16 protein-coding genes are annotated in these 17481 nt (G+C 35.4%); all 16 read right to left on the reverse strand.

Annotation, left to right across the window (positions count from 1 at the left end):
* Window positions 1–119: 119 nt before the first annotated feature.
* The gene (locus COE25_RS07295; protein ID WP_098932111.1) at window positions 120–698 is read right to left on the reverse strand and encodes a hypothetical protein; all 579 of its coding nucleotides are present in this window, start codon (window positions 696–698) and stop codon (window positions 120–122) included.
* Window positions 699–980: 282 nt separating this feature from the next.
* Window positions 981–2585, reverse strand: a complete 1605-nt coding sequence (locus COE25_RS07300; protein WP_098932112.1) for a long-chain-fatty-acid--CoA ligase — start codon at window positions 2583–2585, stop codon at window positions 981–983.
* Between the two features lie 265 nt (window positions 2586–2850).
* A complete protein-coding gene (locus COE25_RS07305) occupies window positions 2851–3777 on the reverse strand; it encodes a LysR family transcriptional regulator (protein WP_098932113.1) in 927 nt (308 codons plus the stop codon).
* 223 nt (window positions 3778–4000) lie between these two features.
* Window positions 4001–4957: an alpha/beta hydrolase gene (locus COE25_RS07310; RefSeq protein ID WP_257208720.1), complete on the reverse strand. Its 957-nt coding sequence runs from the start codon at window positions 4955–4957 to the stop codon at window positions 4001–4003.
* Between the two features lie 506 nt (window positions 4958–5463).
* Complete coding sequence (locus COE25_RS07315; RefSeq protein ID WP_098932114.1) at window positions 5464–6258, reverse strand: SDR family NAD(P)-dependent oxidoreductase; 795 nt, start codon at window positions 6256–6258, stop codon at window positions 5464–5466.
* 231 nt (window positions 6259–6489) lie between these two features.
* Window positions 6490–7242, reverse strand: a complete 753-nt coding sequence (locus COE25_RS07320) for an SDR family NAD(P)-dependent oxidoreductase (RefSeq protein WP_098932115.1) — start codon at window positions 7240–7242, stop codon at window positions 6490–6492.
* Between the two features lie 152 nt (window positions 7243–7394).
* Window positions 7395–8228: an alpha/beta fold hydrolase gene (locus COE25_RS07325; RefSeq protein WP_180247433.1), complete on the reverse strand. Its 834-nt coding sequence runs from the start codon at window positions 8226–8228 to the stop codon at window positions 7395–7397.
* Between the two features lie 45 nt (window positions 8229–8273).
* Window positions 8274–9968, reverse strand: coding sequence for an alkyl sulfatase dimerization domain-containing protein (locus COE25_RS07330; RefSeq protein ID WP_098932117.1), 1695 nt, complete (start codon window positions 9966–9968; stop codon window positions 8274–8276).
* A gap of 239 nt (window positions 9969–10207) precedes the next feature.
* The gene (locus COE25_RS07335; RefSeq protein WP_098932118.1) at window positions 10208–11236 is read right to left on the reverse strand and encodes a 2,3-butanediol dehydrogenase; all 1029 of its coding nucleotides are present in this window, start codon (window positions 11234–11236) and stop codon (window positions 10208–10210) included.
* Window positions 11237–11514: 278 nt separating this feature from the next.
* Window positions 11515–11832, reverse strand: coding sequence for a hypothetical protein (locus COE25_RS07340; protein ID WP_098932119.1), 318 nt, complete (start codon window positions 11830–11832; stop codon window positions 11515–11517).
* Window positions 11833–11894: 62 nt separating this feature from the next.
* Window positions 11895–12680, reverse strand: coding sequence for a citryl-CoA lyase (locus COE25_RS07345; protein ID WP_098932120.1), 786 nt, complete (start codon window positions 12678–12680; stop codon window positions 11895–11897).
* 277 nt (window positions 12681–12957) lie between these two features.
* Window positions 12958–14154 (reverse strand): acyl-CoA dehydrogenase family protein, encoded by a 1197-nt coding sequence (locus COE25_RS07350; RefSeq protein ID WP_180247457.1) that lies wholly within the window; start codon window positions 14152–14154, stop codon window positions 12958–12960.
* 444 nt (window positions 14155–14598) lie between these two features.
* Window positions 14599–15000 (reverse strand): PaaI family thioesterase, encoded by a 402-nt coding sequence (locus COE25_RS07355; RefSeq protein WP_098932121.1) that lies wholly within the window; start codon window positions 14998–15000, stop codon window positions 14599–14601.
* Window positions 15001–15640: 640 nt separating this feature from the next.
* The gene (locus tag COE25_RS07360; protein WP_098932122.1) at window positions 15641–16048 is read right to left on the reverse strand and encodes a MaoC/PaaZ C-terminal domain-containing protein; all 408 of its coding nucleotides are present in this window, start codon (window positions 16046–16048) and stop codon (window positions 15641–15643) included.
* Between the two features lie 30 nt (window positions 16049–16078).
* Window positions 16079–16531 (reverse strand): MaoC family dehydratase N-terminal domain-containing protein, encoded by a 453-nt coding sequence (locus COE25_RS07365; protein WP_098932123.1) that lies wholly within the window; start codon window positions 16529–16531, stop codon window positions 16079–16081.
* Window positions 16532–16599: 68 nt separating this feature from the next.
* Window positions 16600–17415, reverse strand: a complete 816-nt coding sequence (locus COE25_RS07370) for an SDR family NAD(P)-dependent oxidoreductase (protein WP_098932124.1) — start codon at window positions 17413–17415, stop codon at window positions 16600–16602.
* Window positions 17416–17481: the final 66 nt, after the last annotated feature.

Here is a 17481-nt window from a genome sequence, read left to right on the forward strand (position 1 = left end):
CCAACTTGGGTACGTTTTTTGATGCCTAAGCAAGAAATTTTTAATTAAGTACCCAATTGAATCCAAAAGTTAGTAATAAAGGAGAATGAGCATTCACCCGTCCTCCTATTTTTTGTTTATTACTTAGTTAGTTCGTGTGAGCGTTCAATAAATTTATTAAAAGGAAAAATTACATTTCTAACTGGTTTTGTTATTAAATTAAGTAATGCACTTTGATTTACTTGGATATTTAAAGCTGTATCTTTCACTTTTTTCACATATAAATTTCTATTATTTCGTCTGAATTCAATATATTTTTCAACTACAGATACATAATTTTCTACAAATTTAGCATTACCGATATGATCGAAAGGTTTTAACACCAACTCTGAGGTTTTATTCTTTAGATTATCTAGTTGATTATTAATTTCCTCATATGATTTAATAGGAAATAAACTTTGTAAGCTGATTGTGGATAGTAAAAGTCCTTCTCTGGATTTATTTTCCAATTCAAATAATTCCTTAGTAAATTGTTTAGAAAGTTCTTTAAAATTTGTTTGATTTTTTTTCACATTTTCTGCTAAATTCTTTGTAGATTGAAGAAGATGATCTTCACGAACTTCCTCTCTTTCAACCCATGCATCTAAATTTAAGAATGCTTGATTCCAAAGAAGATCTAGACTTGAAACTTTTTTTTCTACTTTTTTAGTATTTACCATTATTATTTTCCCTCCAAAAAGTTATTAACTCTAGTACATACATTGTTACTTTGTTCATTTCTTTGAAAAACAATTTTCGAAGATAGTATTTTCTATTTCCCCTTATTATTTAATTATAATTTTAATTTAAATTTTTGGAAAGTTCAGAAACTAAAAGGTACGTTAAGTAAATTTTATGGCTGGATATTAGTATGATGTTCATAAAAAAATGAATAACATACTTGTGAAATCAAAAAGAAAGTCATTCCCCTTCTTTATGAAAAGGAATGACTTATTTATCCCTTATGTTAATTGCTGGCGAAGTATTTTTCCAACGGCTGTTTTTGGAAGTGACTCTTTAAATTCAATGATGCGTGGAACCTTATATCTAGTTATTCGTTCTCTGCACCAATCCTGGATTTCTTCTGCTGTTAGAATGGCATCATTTTTTAGAACAATGGCTGCTTTAATCGTTTCCCCGCGATATGCGTCTGGAACTCCATAGACACAAGCCTCTAGGACTGCCGAATGCTGATAAATGACTTGCTCCACTTCCGCAGGATAAACATTAAATCCTCCAGTGATGATCAATTCTTTCTTTCTACTTACTATATAGAAATAGCCATCACTATCCATCGTTCCGATATCACCCGTATACAACCAGCCATCACGGATGGAATTTTCCGTTTCGTCTGGATTCTTCCAGTATCCCTTTGTGACCGTCGGGCCCTTTACAATGATCTCTCCGGGCTCACCAATTGGCATTTCCTTCGTTCCTGTGGCGATATCAACAATTTTCACGTCTATATTCGGCATTGGAACACCTGTACTTCCAACTTTCCTTAGACCTGTAATTGGGTTTCGAGTTACACCCGCAGTCGCTTCCGATAAACCCCATGCTTCCACCATCGGCGCCCCCGTAATATCTTCAAACTTTTTAATCACTTCAATTGGTAATGGGGATGATCCACAAATACAAAATTGAAAACAGGTTAAGTCGTCTTTCTTTAATTCTGGATGGTTTAGTAATGCTATATACATCGTAGGGGAACCGTAGAAAATGGTCGGTCTCTGTATACGAATCATTTGTAAAATGTAATCCATATCAAATTTATCAATGAGATAAAAACGTCCGCCAATAAAAATAGATTCTATTAAACTATACAAGCCCATGCCATGATAAAGTGGAGCAAAACCAAGGTTGCAGTGTTCCCCTTTCTCAAACACTCTATATAGACCTCCAGCATACCCAATATATTGCATGGAGACCAAATTGGAGTGAGTAATCATAACTCCCTTTGGAAATCCTGTTGTTCCACTTGTAAATGCTAAATAGGCAACGTCTTCTGGTTGAACGTCCCTAAACAGAAGTTCAGAAGTCTCAGTGGCTATCCAGCGATGTAAATTATCTTCTTCATTTATTTCCTGATCAGCCGAAATAAAAATTACATCATTGGACAACCCAATTTTCTCAAGCTTCTCCTTCTGATCTCGGAAGGCAACTATACCTTTTGAGTCCGAATTTCGTAAGATATGATCCAATTCTGCCGGCTGATAATTAGGATTGACTTGAACTACCACACCGCCTAAGCGTTGAATGGAAAAGAAAGCAATGACATATTCAAGAGAATTTGGCACCATGATAGAGATGCAATCACCCTTGCGAAATCCGCGCTTATAAAGAGATGAGGCTACACGTTCACAAATATTTTTCAACTCTGAAAAGGTTAGTTCTCTCTCTCCATCCACAAGGGCGATTTTATTTGGATGCTTATTTGCTGACTTTTCCAGGATGTCAAATATAGTGATAGACGGTATGTCAATCTGATGTGCATCTCCTTCTGGATAAGATGCTAGCCATGGTTTACTTAAATAAATTGACCCTTTATTCTGAATTTCTGTACTCATAAATATAGACACCCCATTATCGAATTATTTAATAAATTTTATAATAAACTTTTTGTTTTCAGTCTCTAACTGAAAGGGTCTCGGTATGGAGGATGCTCAATCAGAGAGAATACAAAAAGTATTATTTTATTCGTTGATCTCTAGGCTACATTTAAATTATTTTTTAAAATCCTGAAAATTATACTAATGTAGATATTTCAGCCAATTCAAACTGGATGTTTTGATAGAACTAATTTGCTTACTGAATATCTGTCTTTCTTTTACATCAGTCATCGTTGACCTTAATAATTTCATGTTTAATAATTTTTAATAATTCCTTAGTTGCCTCTGATAAAGGTTTATCCTTAGAGAAGACCCAGCTTAATGAAACATTTATTTTGTCAAAATCGATAAGAGGAATTGTAACTATCTTACCTGCAAGCCGATAAGGATCGTATTTTTGAATAAAATCAAAACCAAGATAAATACCCACCCCTTCGGAAATTGCCTTTAGAAGTGAGGAATTATCATAAGAAGTAAAAGCGATTTTCATTTTACCTTCTTTATCAAAATAATTGTTTAAAAAATTCTTCCAGTGGGAATCCCCGTGTAATACAAAAGGTTCATTCAGAACATCCTCGATGGTTAAATAGGCATTATTGGCTAATTTACTATCCTTACTAGCGCATACAACAAATTTCCCATCCACTATTTTTTCAAATGCTAAATGTTTATTTGCTTTAAATTTCTCATTTATGGGATCATCAATATGTATGATTAACCCTAAATCACTTTCACCATTTTTTATCTCTAATAAAAGATTCTTATAACTTCTTTCTTTAAATTCTAGAAATACATTAGGAAACTTCATTTTAAAGGTCGATAATGCTGAAGGCGGAATCCCTAGATAAGAAATAGAAGTTGCTGAAATTTTAATATGATCCTTATGTTTATGTAAGGAACAGTTTGAATCTTCTTTTAACTCCTTCACTTTCTCTACAATTTCAATTGCTTTTTTGATTACTTTTTTCCCATCTTCAGTAGGATTTGTTCCCACACGTGAACGATTAAAAATTTGAACACCCAATTCTTGCTCCAAATTATTGATGGACTTGCTAATCGCTGCTTGGGAAACATGTAAGTTATTAGCAGCATTGGTAATCGAGCCTGTTTTGGTCACTTCAATAATATATTCAAGTTGTTCAAAATTCATAGTAATCTACCTTTTTAATAAAAAAGTATTGTATATTTTGAGAAAGAGTATTTTACGGTTGCTCATTTCACGTAAGCCAAGGAGCATGTATATCCCAGAAACTCCTCCCCCGATTTCAATCGTGTCGGAGATGGTAATCTGATTTTTTGGTAATGATGTTGAATAAATGTCATGATAAATCTTTCCTACATACATTAATCAAAAAATTAATTAATAAAACCTATCATTTTAATTCCCTACTTGTTACCAATTGATCTATGTTATTTAAAAATTCAGCTATTCTAGAAATAGACTCTTTTATTCGCTCTGGAAATATCGCCATATTTGTAAAATATCCGTGAACTAATCCTTGCTCGCATATCATATCAACCATAACACCTGCTTTCTTCAGGCGTTCGGCATATGCCAATCCTTCATCCCTCAAAACATCATTTTCTGCAGTAAGCACAAAAGCTGGAGGTAGTTCGCTTAAATCTGCAGCATTTAATGGAGCTACATATTTATCATGCTTTTCCTCGTCATTGTTCGTATAATGATTCCCGAACCAAATCATAAGGTCTCTATCCATTCCAAAACCATTCTGGAATTCTAGGTAAGACTTAGTGTCAAAACTAAGGCTAGTTACTGGGTAAATGAGAACTTGTGCCGCAATCGCTGGTCCGTTTCGTTCCTTAGATATTAGCGATACAACAGTGGAAAGATTTCCTCCTGCACTATCACCGCCGACTACCAAATTTGAAACATTGCCATTAAAAGCCGACGCATTTTCACTAACCCACTTTAATGCTGCATAAGAATCTTCTACTGGAACTGGAAACTTATACTCTGGAGCTAACCTATAATCCACGGAAACTACAATCCTGCCAGTTCGATTAGCAAGCATCCTACACGTCGCATCCGATGTTTCAAGATCACCTAAAACCCAGCCGCCTCCGTGATAGTACACAAAGATAGGAAAAGGCCCGTCTCCCTTGGGTGTGTAAATTCTGGCATTAATTTCGCAATCCTGTCCAATCGGAATTAGTCGGTTTTCAATTTTCGAGAGTGGTGCTAGCTCTACCTCCACACTTGGAGCCAATGCTAATAATTGTCTCACTGCTTGCGGCTCCATCATTTGAAAGGCCGGGAGTTTACTATACAATTTTAAATAAACTGTAGCCATTGGATCTAAATTTGCCAAAAAACTTCCTCCTTCCTTATGTGGGTAATTTTTTCACTTAAGTAAACATAGTATCTACTCTACTAGTTTTTTTTAAGTTTCAAAACAGAAAGAATCTTCACATTTATATAATAATTTCTTTTTAACATTTTATTAAGTCTAGAAATATAAAGGTACGTTTGGGAAATTTAATGGCAAATGGAAAATTATATTAAAATTGCAATACAAGTAAAATATCCTTCATAATAAATTATGAGTTAGCCCTGTAATAATCTATTTAATTTATAAAATCCCCCTAAATAAGTAATACACTAGAGGCTAAAAAAAGTATTTGTTACACACACTTCGCTTTCCGCGGGCGTGCCTAGAGCGGAAATCAATAGGACCATTAGCAGGTACAATGAATAATTAAATGCTGAGAATAAAAAATTGCCGAGAAAAATACCCTTTCTCGACAATCTGATTAATATAATAATAATATTAATATAATTTCTACACTCTACTAGTTTATTGGTCAACATCTTAATCTACTTACTATTTCCAACCAATTCAAAATATTTATCAATAAACTCGGGATAAATACTATATAAATCCGTAATTGGTTCCGACCTTTTTGGAATTGTGATGATACGGACTGGATTTATTGCTAGTTTATAAATTTCTTCAGCTACGTATTCTGGTTCCATACTTGCCTCACGAATAGCTTTAGAATATTTTGTATTTAAGATCCCACCATCTTGTTGCATTTGTGTTTTAACAGCTCCAAGTAATACTGTTGTTACATTTACATTTGTATGCTTAGTTTCTAGATACAATCCTTCAGACAAACTCGTTAATGCAGCTTTTGTTGCAGCATATCCAGCTGTATATTCACGAGTAATTCTAGCAGCACCTGAAGTAATATTTATGATGTGTCCAGAGTTATTTTCTAGCATTTTATCTAAAACAGCTTTGATTGTAAAAAATGATCCATAAAAGTTTACTTCAGTTGCCAATTTTAATTGATCAAAAGGCAAATTTTTAATGTATTCATGACAAGGAACCCCAGCATTATTAATAAGAATATCAATATTGCCCGAATCATTATAAATTCTTTCAAATGTTTGAGAAACATCACCTTGATTACTGATATTTAAAGGATAGGCCCTAACGCATACATTGTATTTTTCACTTAGCTCTTTTCTAGTTTCCTCTAACAGTACTGGATTTGAAGCGATCAATGCGAGATTTGCACCTTCTGCTGCAAATTTTAAAGCCATTGCTTTACCTATCCCTCTAGAACCACCTGTAATGACAATATTCTTACCTTTTACATTCTCCATTCAAATAACACTACCTTTCGCTCTAAATTATTACATAACAATCATTCTACTTCTCTATCTGAAAGGAAAACCGTGGAGTCCTGTCCCACTTCCTTCATCCACAACGTGAAATTGAAGATCCTAGATAGAAAGAGAAAGGAACTCGTCCTTTCTCTTTTTTAATGTTGATAGATATGTCACAACTTTTTATGTCTAAATACCGGTTTAATTACTTGATGAGAAAAGAACAATTTACCTAGCAGAAATTCCGCCATCTACTACCATTTCAGTTCCAGTAATGTAAGATGATTCATCGGAAGCTAGGAACATTACTAGATTTGCTACATCTTCTGGTGTACCCATTCGTCTGATAGGAACAGATTGTGCTAATTGATCTGTTGTAACATGGGCGCCAGCTGCAACTGCATCACCCATTGAAGTTTGAATAAGACCTGGATGAATCGAATTGACACGTATTTGATCTTTGGCTGCTTCAATTGCCATATCCTTTGACATGATTCGAACAGCTCCTTTACTGGCGCCATATAGGGCAAGGTTTGCTGAACCTCTTAATCCAGCAAGTGAGGAAGCATTAATAATGGAACCGTTTTTTTGTTGACGCATGTAAGGTATTACATGTTTCATCCCAAGAAAAACTCCTGTCACATTGACTCCCATCACCAAATTCCACTCTTCAACGGTATAATCCGTTACAGGCTTAGATCGATAAAGTCCCGCATTATTGAACAAAATATCAATAGTACCAAATGTTTCTTTTGTTTTAAGCACTACTTGTCTCCAATCATTTTCATCTTGGACATTGTGTTTAATAAACAGAACATGATCACTTATTTTTTTCATTTCTTCAAGTGTTTCAGTACCTACTTCTTCGTTAATATCAGTAAATACTACTTTTGCACCTTGCTCCAAAAACTTTTGCATGGTCGCTTTACCAATCCCACTTGCGCCTCCAGTAATAATGGCTGTTTTCCCTTGAAGTCTCAATTAATACATCTCCTTCAGTAATTCATTAATGTTATTAAAATTTGAGTTAACCTATCAGCGATTTTTGTTTTGGAGAGTCTCTACTATCTGAATGGAAATCCCCCATCACCTACACCCTTAAAACTAAAAACTAATCAAGATCATAATAAACCTTACTTCGATTCCACCTTTTTAAAATGAAGCTCGACTAATTTATTTACTTCTTCGGCTCCTTCATAAGGTGCAAAATGCCCTACATTTGGAATCGTATGGATGGAAGCCTGAGGCATTTCATTGTCACGAATTTTATGTGCATCATGTATTGGGCAAAACTTATCACTTTCACCCCATACAATCGTTGCAGGTTTCTGTATTTGCAACAACTTCCCTTTTTCAATTTTTTCAAAATCACCTGAACGATACAGCTCAAGAGGTATTTTTTCACCTTCTGGAGTCAGGAACGTAGAATAAAATTCATCTAATAACTCCTCAGTTATATTAGGAATGGCCGTTCTCATAAGAGTTGCAAAACTTTCTCTTGTAGCAAATAATTTTTCAACCGTCTTTTCTCCGATTTGTGGTGTTCTAAACAGTTTGGCAACATCATGCCATTCTGCATCAGGTGAATAAAAAGTATCGGAAACGAACAGGCTTAGAATTTTTTCTGGATGTTCACCCGCCCAAAATAAACTAATAATTGCTCCCCAATCATGGCAAAACAAATGAAAGCGATCGACATTTAATTTATCAAGAAAATCACTAAGAAATTGCTGGTAATTCTCCCATGTTGACGAAACTTCCAAGCGGTCACTCTGACCAAATCCCGGTAAATCCGGGGCAATTGCACGATACCCAAGATATGCAATCTTTGGAACGATCTCATTCCATATTAATGAAGATTCAGGAAACCCATGAACTAGTAAAACTACAGGAGAAGATGTATTTCCTTCATCGATATATGACACACTCAGTTTTCCATTAAGCTTCAATCTCTTCTTTTCTAACATATTAAAAGCCTCCATGAAAAATATTTAAATCAATTCTGACTGATATCATTCAAATACGCTAAAAAAGGCAGCAATTTCTTTCACATCATCATTTGTTTTTACCTTGCCGCTTTCAAAGGCAGCTTCTATTGTAATTTTTCCAAATATAATATCCGACAAAATTTCACTAGGCAGTTCAATTCGTAAATCAGCACGATTTGGCTTTTGATTGATAAATTCTGCTAAGCCTTTTCTTATATGCAACCCGAATTCTTGGTTTAAATCGGTCGTTGAAATAGAAAGTATCTGATCGATTTCTTTTGAATTATTCGGATTGATTTTGAATTCTAAAAGTTTAATAGATTTATCGACATGTTTCCTCATTTCCTTTTCATCTAACGTTCCTGGAAAACCTGGTGGAATATAATTAAGATCAACTTTTCCTTCCAAAACCAAAGCCTGAGTAAGATAAAAAGCTCTTGATGATACAGCCGGAGTAACATATCCCATTTGACGTAATGCATTTGCTTTAATTTGTTTAGCTTGTGCATTTGTAGGATCAATATTTATAAGATGTGTAATTAGTTCTGCAGCCCAAGCATATTCCTTATTCTCGAAAGCTTGGTTTGAGGCATCAATTACAAATTCAGGTCCTCCAAACCCTTCTACGATTCTTTTCGATCTAAAAGAAATTGGAACAGGGTTTATATCTGCAGCATCCAAGCTAAACCATCCAATTAGACCACTGTAAATTCCTTTAACATGGTGTTTTAGTTCTCCGTACGCTTCCTTTAATTGAGGAAAATTCGCCAAATGCTCAGGGAGCTCGATGCTATCAGCAATATCATCCGGTTTCATTCCTTTATTAATTCCACGAATCGTTTGGCTATAGACAAAGGCTATACCGTCTCTATAATAAGTCGCAAGCTCATAACTTTTCTCTCTTGTCAACATTGGCATCCCATGCTCAGGAACCAAGTATTGTGGATTTTTACTTCTAATCATGTCTATCCCATTAATCCATTCAACCGGATTTCGATAAGGCTGACCACGCAATGTATAAAGATTCGGATAAAGATGCCAAATACTATTCGTAACGACTACATCATGATCCGGCAGCCAAATGGTTAAAGAATCATTCGTGTCTGCTGGTGTATGATAAAATTGAATTCGGACACCATCAATTATCATCTCTTCTCCATCTTTTACTCCATAGGTTGGTTGTATATAACCGGATGACTTATCTGTATCCAAAACGTTTTCTACAGCTGCTAAACCAGCGTCTGGACCTGTTCGAGGTAAGTAATAGCCAAAATGTTGTCCTCCATTTCTTAGTAAAGAAGGACCAAGTTCTGTCATACCCTGGGTTACATTTCTATGTAAATCAGGATGAGAAATAATCTCAACTCCTTTTCCATCACCAACAAACGCTGTCGTTCCCATTGCGTAGTGATTATGAGAATAAATTATTGCTTTCACTGGTTTATCCGATATCTGAAGGAGTGCTTCATATTTACGTTTTCCAACTGAGGTATAGGAACCAGTATCCCAAATAATGACACCTTCATTTCCTTCAATAATGACTGTGTTTTCTACCGAAAAATTAACTAATGCCGTAACCCCATTTGTAATTGGAATAATTTGTTGTTCTTTAGAACCCGCATACGCCAAATTTTTATTTAATTTAGCTCCATTTGGCAATTGTGCAATTTCAACTTCTGCACCTAAGTAAGGTGACTTTCTAAGCTCTTGAATATTCATACGCCCCTCCTAAAATAGTAAAATATTAAAAAGAAAAACAATTCTGATTATTATTGTAATAAAATTAAATACATTTGTATAAAACATATAAGTTATATAAAAACGTTTTCCATAACTACTAGTCATGTCACTTGAAAATGAGCTCTATGTGTTTAGGATGTTTTTGAATATTTAAATATAAAGAACAAAAAAAACAGTAGAATTATACTGCTTTTTTAATCCCCCGATATTTTCTTAGCTTAAAGATTATTTTCTTTTGGGGTTACAAGGATCTTACATTGTGATTTATCGTTTTTCAGTGTTTCAAATCCTTTTTTTACAATATCATCAATATAAATTTTAGAGGTAATCAATTTATTACCATCAATTTTTCCACTAGCTAATAAATTAATGACTTCTTGGAAATTATGCCGATATCCTAAAGATGAATTAATTTTCTTTTCTCCCGTCACTAACATATTCGGTGTGAATGAAACATTTTTCTCCCAAAGCGAAACGATCATAAGTTCTCCTGTATATTTTAAACTTGCTAAGGCAGCTATGAAAGATGCTTCTACACCAGCAGCGTCAAATGCGACATGGACTCCCCCTGGTACAATCCTATTGATAGCTTTAACAGGTTTTTCTATTTCTGGATTAATGACGTGCGTAGCCCCAATTTCAAGAGCTTTTTTCCGACGTTCTTCTGACAATTCCACCACTATTATTTCTTTTGCGCCGATAACTTTTGCTACCTGAACTAATAAAAGTCCTATCGGTCCAGCTCCAAATATTGCACAACAGTCACCACTTTTTAATTGACTTTTCCGAATTGCATGAAGTGCTACTGCTGTAGGCTCGACTAATGCTGCCACCTCAAAGCTTAATTCGTCTGGAATTTTAAAAATCCTAGATTCACGCACCGTAACAAATTCAGCGAAACCGCCATCATTAGAAAACCCATAACATTCTATTTTTTTACACAAATTGTATAATCCCTCAGTACAAGCATCACAATCCCCACAGCTATAAAAAGGTTCCACTACAACTCGATCACCAACCAAAACTTTTGTAACCCCTGAGCCCACTTCAACAACAGTACCAGAAAATTCATGTCCTAAAGTTACTTTTGGTGTAGCAAAAAAGGGGCCTGCCAAGAATTCATGCATATCACTTCCACAAATACCAGCCCATTCCACCGCGATTTTTACTAAGCCATCGTCTATCTTAGATTCTTGTATTTCTTCAATTTGTATATTTAATGTACTATAAAATTTTGCAGCTTTCATGATCTATTCCTCCATCTAAATATTTTCTAACTTTCTTTAGATTACAAAAATCGAACTCACTTGTAAAAAACACATTTGTTATATGAAGTTCCTTTCTATAACAAAAAGTTAACTAACAAACTGAACTCGGGAACTAATTTTTCCAAAAACAATCTTAGCGGCCCAATTTCTAGTATTCTCAAAATGCTAAGTGATAATAAAACTAGACCGTAGAAATATTATTTCAACGGCCTGTCAAAAAGGAATTTACTTCTTTTGTTCAGTTTTAATGATTCCGATCAAAATGAATCATTATATTTCACCTGACCTATGGCCGTGTATTCTCCCTTTTTAAGTTTTACCTTGTCTTGCCAGTTTTTAAAAGAACATAAACTAGCATTCCCGTTAGATTGATTTTTCAATTCTATAAATACATCCATACCACATCCTAAAGCACTGTACCCCGTTACCTCCATAGACTGTCCACAGCTGCCATTAGCATCATCTACAAGATAAATAAGTTCAGAACCTATTGAAGGAACAAAACCTCGGACAAAACGTTTATGCTCTTCTATAACATTTGGATGGTTTGCTTTTACATATTCCTCTAATTTCATAGCTATCACCTCAACTAACGAAATATATCAATCAGTTTAAAAGCAGAAAAATCTATGACCTTTTATTTCACTAGAAAATTATTTGTGTATACCGTATTTTCTTCAATATGATCAAAAAGCTTTTGACCCATACTGTCTTTTCTTCCCGCCTCCATTTCTTCAACAATATGGCCAATTAATCCAACTGCACGTGCTGCGACTGCGAATGCTCTAACAATACTGAAATGCAAATTCATATCCGAGAGAATTGCCCCGATAGCCCCAGCAGCATTCAAAGTAATTTGCTTTCCCTTTTGTTCATTCATTTGGCGATGAATTTCTTTCATTAATGTGATGTATTTCCCACTAAATCCTAATTCATCTGCTAAAGCAAATAACTTAGGTGTACGCGGATCAACTGGCTTATGGATTGGATGTCCAAATCCGATCACTTGTAATTTTTTTGCTTTTCGTTCTTCTAAAATACTAGCTGCGACGAAGGCAGCATCATGATTATGTCCATATTTTCCCAATCCTTCTTGAAGCATTTGTGCCGTATTTTCCATTGCCCCAAGGTAAACGGAACCCGCTCCTAATAAACCAGCTGCAACGGCCGCTTGTACTGCCTCCGGCGCCCCTAAATAAGTTAACCGGGCTGCTACCGAGCTTGGGGTAAAGCCGTGTTCACAAATAGCCACCATACAGGCATTGAGCATTTTAGACTCTTCCTCTGTAGGACGACGATGAAGAGCACCTAATAACGCCATATCTGCCAGAGTTATTTTTCCTATTAAATCATCCGTCAAATTATAGCCATGAACATAAATCGCATCTGGATTAGACATCCCAATTTTCGTTTCGAATTTCATTTCCTCTCATCCCTTACAATAAATTAGATTAAATTTATAATGCTTGTATATATCCTTTTTTTGTATCGCAAAAAGTCTCTTTGATTTTTTCAAAATCTAAATTAATGATTAGATAAAATAACCGCTTTAAGCACCGTGCTACGGTTTAATTATCCGTATTTCACGTTACTCAAAACGGCGTTTTTGGCTTGAACCGTTTTTTAATTAGAGGTCCGTTTCGCTTCAAATGTAAATGAAACGAACGTTATTTTCATAAAAGATAATTTGATAGCCTTACTTACAAACCAATGTTTCTAGCGATAATATTTTTCATGATTTCTGTTGTTCCACCATAAATTGGCATGACTGCAACATCTCGGTAACGACGAGCAATCGGATATTCTTCCATAAAACCGTATCCGCCATATAGCTGTAAGCAACGGGCAGACATCCGTCTTGCCATATCAGTAATGAACCATTTAGCCATAGATATCTGGGTTACGATATTTTCTCCGTTCAAATGTTTACTTGCTAAATCGTCTAGGAAGGTTTGCGCCATTGTCAATTCGGTTGCCATTTCAGCAATTTCAAATTGAGTATTTTGAAATGAACTAATCGGCTTTCCAAACGCTTTTCTTTCTTTTACATAGCCAATAGTTGACTTAAGCATATCTTCAGCAACAACTAATGCACTGTTTGCGATTAAGAGGCGTTCCTGTTGAAGCCGATCCATCAGATAGTAGAAGCCTTTGCCTTCCTCACCAAGTAAATTAGCTGCTGGAACTCGCGCATCATCAAAAACTAATTCAACAGTATCGGTAGAATGCTGCCCTAGTTTTTTCAACGTTTTACCACGTGAAAATCCCGGTGTATCAGCCTCAACCATGATAATGCTAATTCCTTTTCGAGCTGGAATCGCTTTTGGATCTGTTTTGACAGCAACGAAGAAAAGCCCTGCATTGATTCCATTGGAGATAAAGGTTTTCTCCCCATTAAGGATATAGTGGTCTCCATCGCGAACAGCTGAAGTACTCATATTGGCGAGATCAGAGCCAATACCAGGTTCCGTCATAGCCACGGCCGTTGTGATTTCTCCGGTCACACATTTTGGCAAATACTTGCTCTTTTGTTCTTCGTTACCAAATCTCTCCAGATAAGGAACAATAATAGAACTGCTGGTGCTTGCTAAAGTGCCCACTCCAACGCGGAATAACTCTTCCGCTAAGACCAAATTAAACCCAAAATCCAGTTCAAGCCCACCATATTTCGTTTCGATTTGCGGGCAAAGAAAACCTTGTGCACCCAATTTCTCATAGAATTCCCTTGGAGTATATTTTTCTTCTTCCCATTTCTCAATGTATGGGACTGCTTCTTTCTCGAGGAATTTCTGCAAAGATGTTCGAAACATCTCATGTTCATCAGTGAGATAAGATCTTTCTCTCTTAAATAAATCATAGTTTACTTCTTTAGATGATGTAGTTGATTTTGACAAAATGTATCCCTCCAAATAATGTTTATAAATCAAGTACTAGCAAATAATTGTCATTCTATAGAATGGTCATTTTATTCCATAAATTCACCAAGATTCAGTATTGTTCGAATCTTTACATTTATGATAATTTTATATCTTATCTTTTAAAAGGATAGAAATTGAAAGGTACGTTAGGTAAATATTTATGTCTAAGCAGGCTTGAAAAGTCTCGAGTAAATTGAAATTCATTTTAAATCAAATTCATGATTTGGAAAAAATTAATAAAGTTTCTACAGAATACTTCAACCACAAAAGTAGTAAATAAAAGAAGGGATTCAATTCGAATTGAATCCCTTAATTGTCTAATTGTTTTAATACTCGATAATCATCGGGTTTGCAATTTTTCATTACGTTTCAAATTTCTTCATATGTTTCATCAATCATTGACCGATATTTACTTACAAAGTTTTAGCTTCTTAAAATTTTAAAGGTGCCAATTCCCTTAGCCAAGAGCTTCCCCTCGTAATTCCTAATCTCTCCTTCAGCCGAAACAATTTTATAACCTTGTTGAAGTATTTTGGCAGATGCAATAATTTTTTCACCTTCAACAGCAGTGGCGAAATAACTAATATTTAAATTAACTGTTACCAAAGGATGACCTGCAAGATTACGAATATTCACACCCATTACAATATCTAGAAGTGAAGCGTAAACCCCTCCATGTAGTGTTCCATTGGGGTTCAAGTTGGACGAAGAAACAGGCAGCTCCAGTATTATCTCCCCTCCATCTAATTGAATCATGTCAAATCCCAATGAAACATCGAAACTATTACGAAGTTCCGCCCTTTTCATCCAATTATTAACAAACATGGTATCCCCTCACTTTATTCTTTAGTTCTCCTCAATCTGTTTTGATCAACCGTGAAATATACAAGATAAAAATTTCCTGTGCAGCTTTATTTGAAATGAGATTCAACTCATTGATTTCTTAATTCAATTAGGTATCACTAACAATTATCTCTCAATAATTTTCTACTAATATAAAAGGAAAAATATCCAAACGTTTATAGAATCTATAGAATTTATAGAATCTATAAACGTCTGGACATTGAAAGATACATTAGGAAAAAACATAAAATGATACATGGATTTGAGTATTTTAATACATGGACTATTCCTCTTCCTCATCATGCAAAGCATAGTAAAGCATTTCGGTAATTTCACCAACAGCGTTTAAGTGTTCGTACTTTTCCATGATTATCCCTCCTTTTTATTATTTATTTTGTTGTAACCAGTTGCAAGGAGTTAAACCTCGGAAGAAAAAATAATCCATGTGGAACATTGAGGGAAACATTAGGAAAAATATAAAACTATAAAAGGAATTGCAGGTTTTAATGAATCCCATATAATCAGTAATGAATAAAGACCGTAATTGAGTACCGTGAAAGGTCATAGTTGTACCAAATTTCACATTACTCAATACGGTCAATTTAGAAAATTAGATGATTTACTAATTTCTAGACGGTAGTGTCGCTTCAAAAATTCCTGACACTTTTACTTCGCCTTCGCTATTCTTTGCGAATACTTCAGCCACAACAATGTTGTCTGCTTTTTTCTCTAACACCTTCCCCACAATCTGGATCGATTCACCAGGAAAAGTCATTTTACTAAAACGAACTTGTAACTTCTTTAGGTTCTTCCTGGAAACCCATGAAGTAACTCCTTGAGATAACATGCCCATAATTAGCATTCCGTGTGCGAGTATCTTCATGCCGGCTTTCTCAGCAACTTCTTCAACCAGATGAAGTGGATGGAAATCTCCTGAAGCTCCTGCAAACCTTACAAGTTGAACGCGGGTGATTGGTTCCTTTTCAAGAACTGGGAACTCATATCCTTCCTTTACATCCTCATAAAACATCCTGCATTACTCCTTTCTAATTCTATTAAATTAATGTCGATGAATGAGTGTATTTCTCGAAATAGCCACCAATTCGTCTCGTTGATTTCGGTATTGATTCTCTGTTACCACTATATCCATGGCACCTGTGCTTCCTGGCTTTATTTCAGCTTCTACCAATCTACTAGTGACGGAAAGGACATCTCCTGCCACAATATCGCCAAAAAATTCATAGGCTTGCTGACCATGTAATACTCTAGTAAGCTTAAATCCAAGCTTTTCCACTTTTTCCACTGAGCCTAAGCCGCCCCATAAGTCAATCACTTGTAAAAATGTTGGCGGAGCAGGTATATTGTCATATCCTTCTTTTTTTGCTGCTTCTAAATCATTGTAAATTGGATTATCGTCACCAATTGCGAGAGCTAATTCTTTTATTTTTCCTTTTTCCACTGCCAAGCTGTACGGTTGAAACTCAAGCCCGATTAAATCTTTCACGTTTGCCATCTTTTTTCACCTCTTATTATTTGCTCCTTCTATTTTTGAAGATCTTCCTTCCACTATTAAGAGAAATATTACGTTAAAGAGCCTCCGTTTACACCAAGTACTTGGCCATTTACATAATTGGACAATGGTGAAGCAAGGAATAAAATACTTGCAGCGGCTTCCTCAGCGCTACCCACACGTTTTTGTGGAATTTTGTTAATTAAAATATTTCGTACCTTTTCAGGGATACCCACTACTTCTCCATTGATAACTGTCCCTTCTTCTTTTGGACGAGTTAGACGTGTATCAATGAATCCAAATGCTACGGCGTTACTGTTAATGTTAAATTGTCCCCACTCTTGTGCAACAACCTTTGATAGTCCAATGACTCCGGCTTTGGCAGAAGAATAGTTTGCCTGTCCCATATTTCCTCTTTGTCCTGAACCAGAAGAAACGTTGATAATTTTTCGGTGATGAACAATCCCTTGCTCGATTTCCTGCTTCGCCACATCACGCATGTACGGAGATGCTGCACGAATGAGACGGAACGGTGCAACTAAATGGATGTTCATAATTTCCACGAACTGTTCATCTGACATTTTATGAATTAAACCGTCAAGGCAATAGCCTGCATTATTCACAAGAATATCCAGTCGACCAAAGGCAGCTATAGTTGCTTCAACAATTTGCTTCGGAAATTCTGGATCTAAAAGGTTTCCACAGATAGAAACTGCATCGCTTCCAAGTTCCTTAATTTCTGCCACTGTTTCAGCTGCCAGTTTTTCATCAAGATCTGCTATCATAACGCGAGCACCGTTTTCAGCAAACTTTAAGGCAGTTGCTTTCCCAATTCCTGATCCAGATCCTGTAACAATTGCTACTTGATTTTCCAATAATTTAACCATTTAATATCTTCCCCTCTATTTTTAAAATTATAGTTTCTTCATCTCTTCAAAACTAATGAGTTGGGT

The sequence above is a fragment of the Bacillus sp. AFS031507 genome, from assembly GCF_002584635.1.
GTDB lineage: Bacteria > Bacillota > Bacilli > Bacillales > Cytobacillaceae > Neobacillus.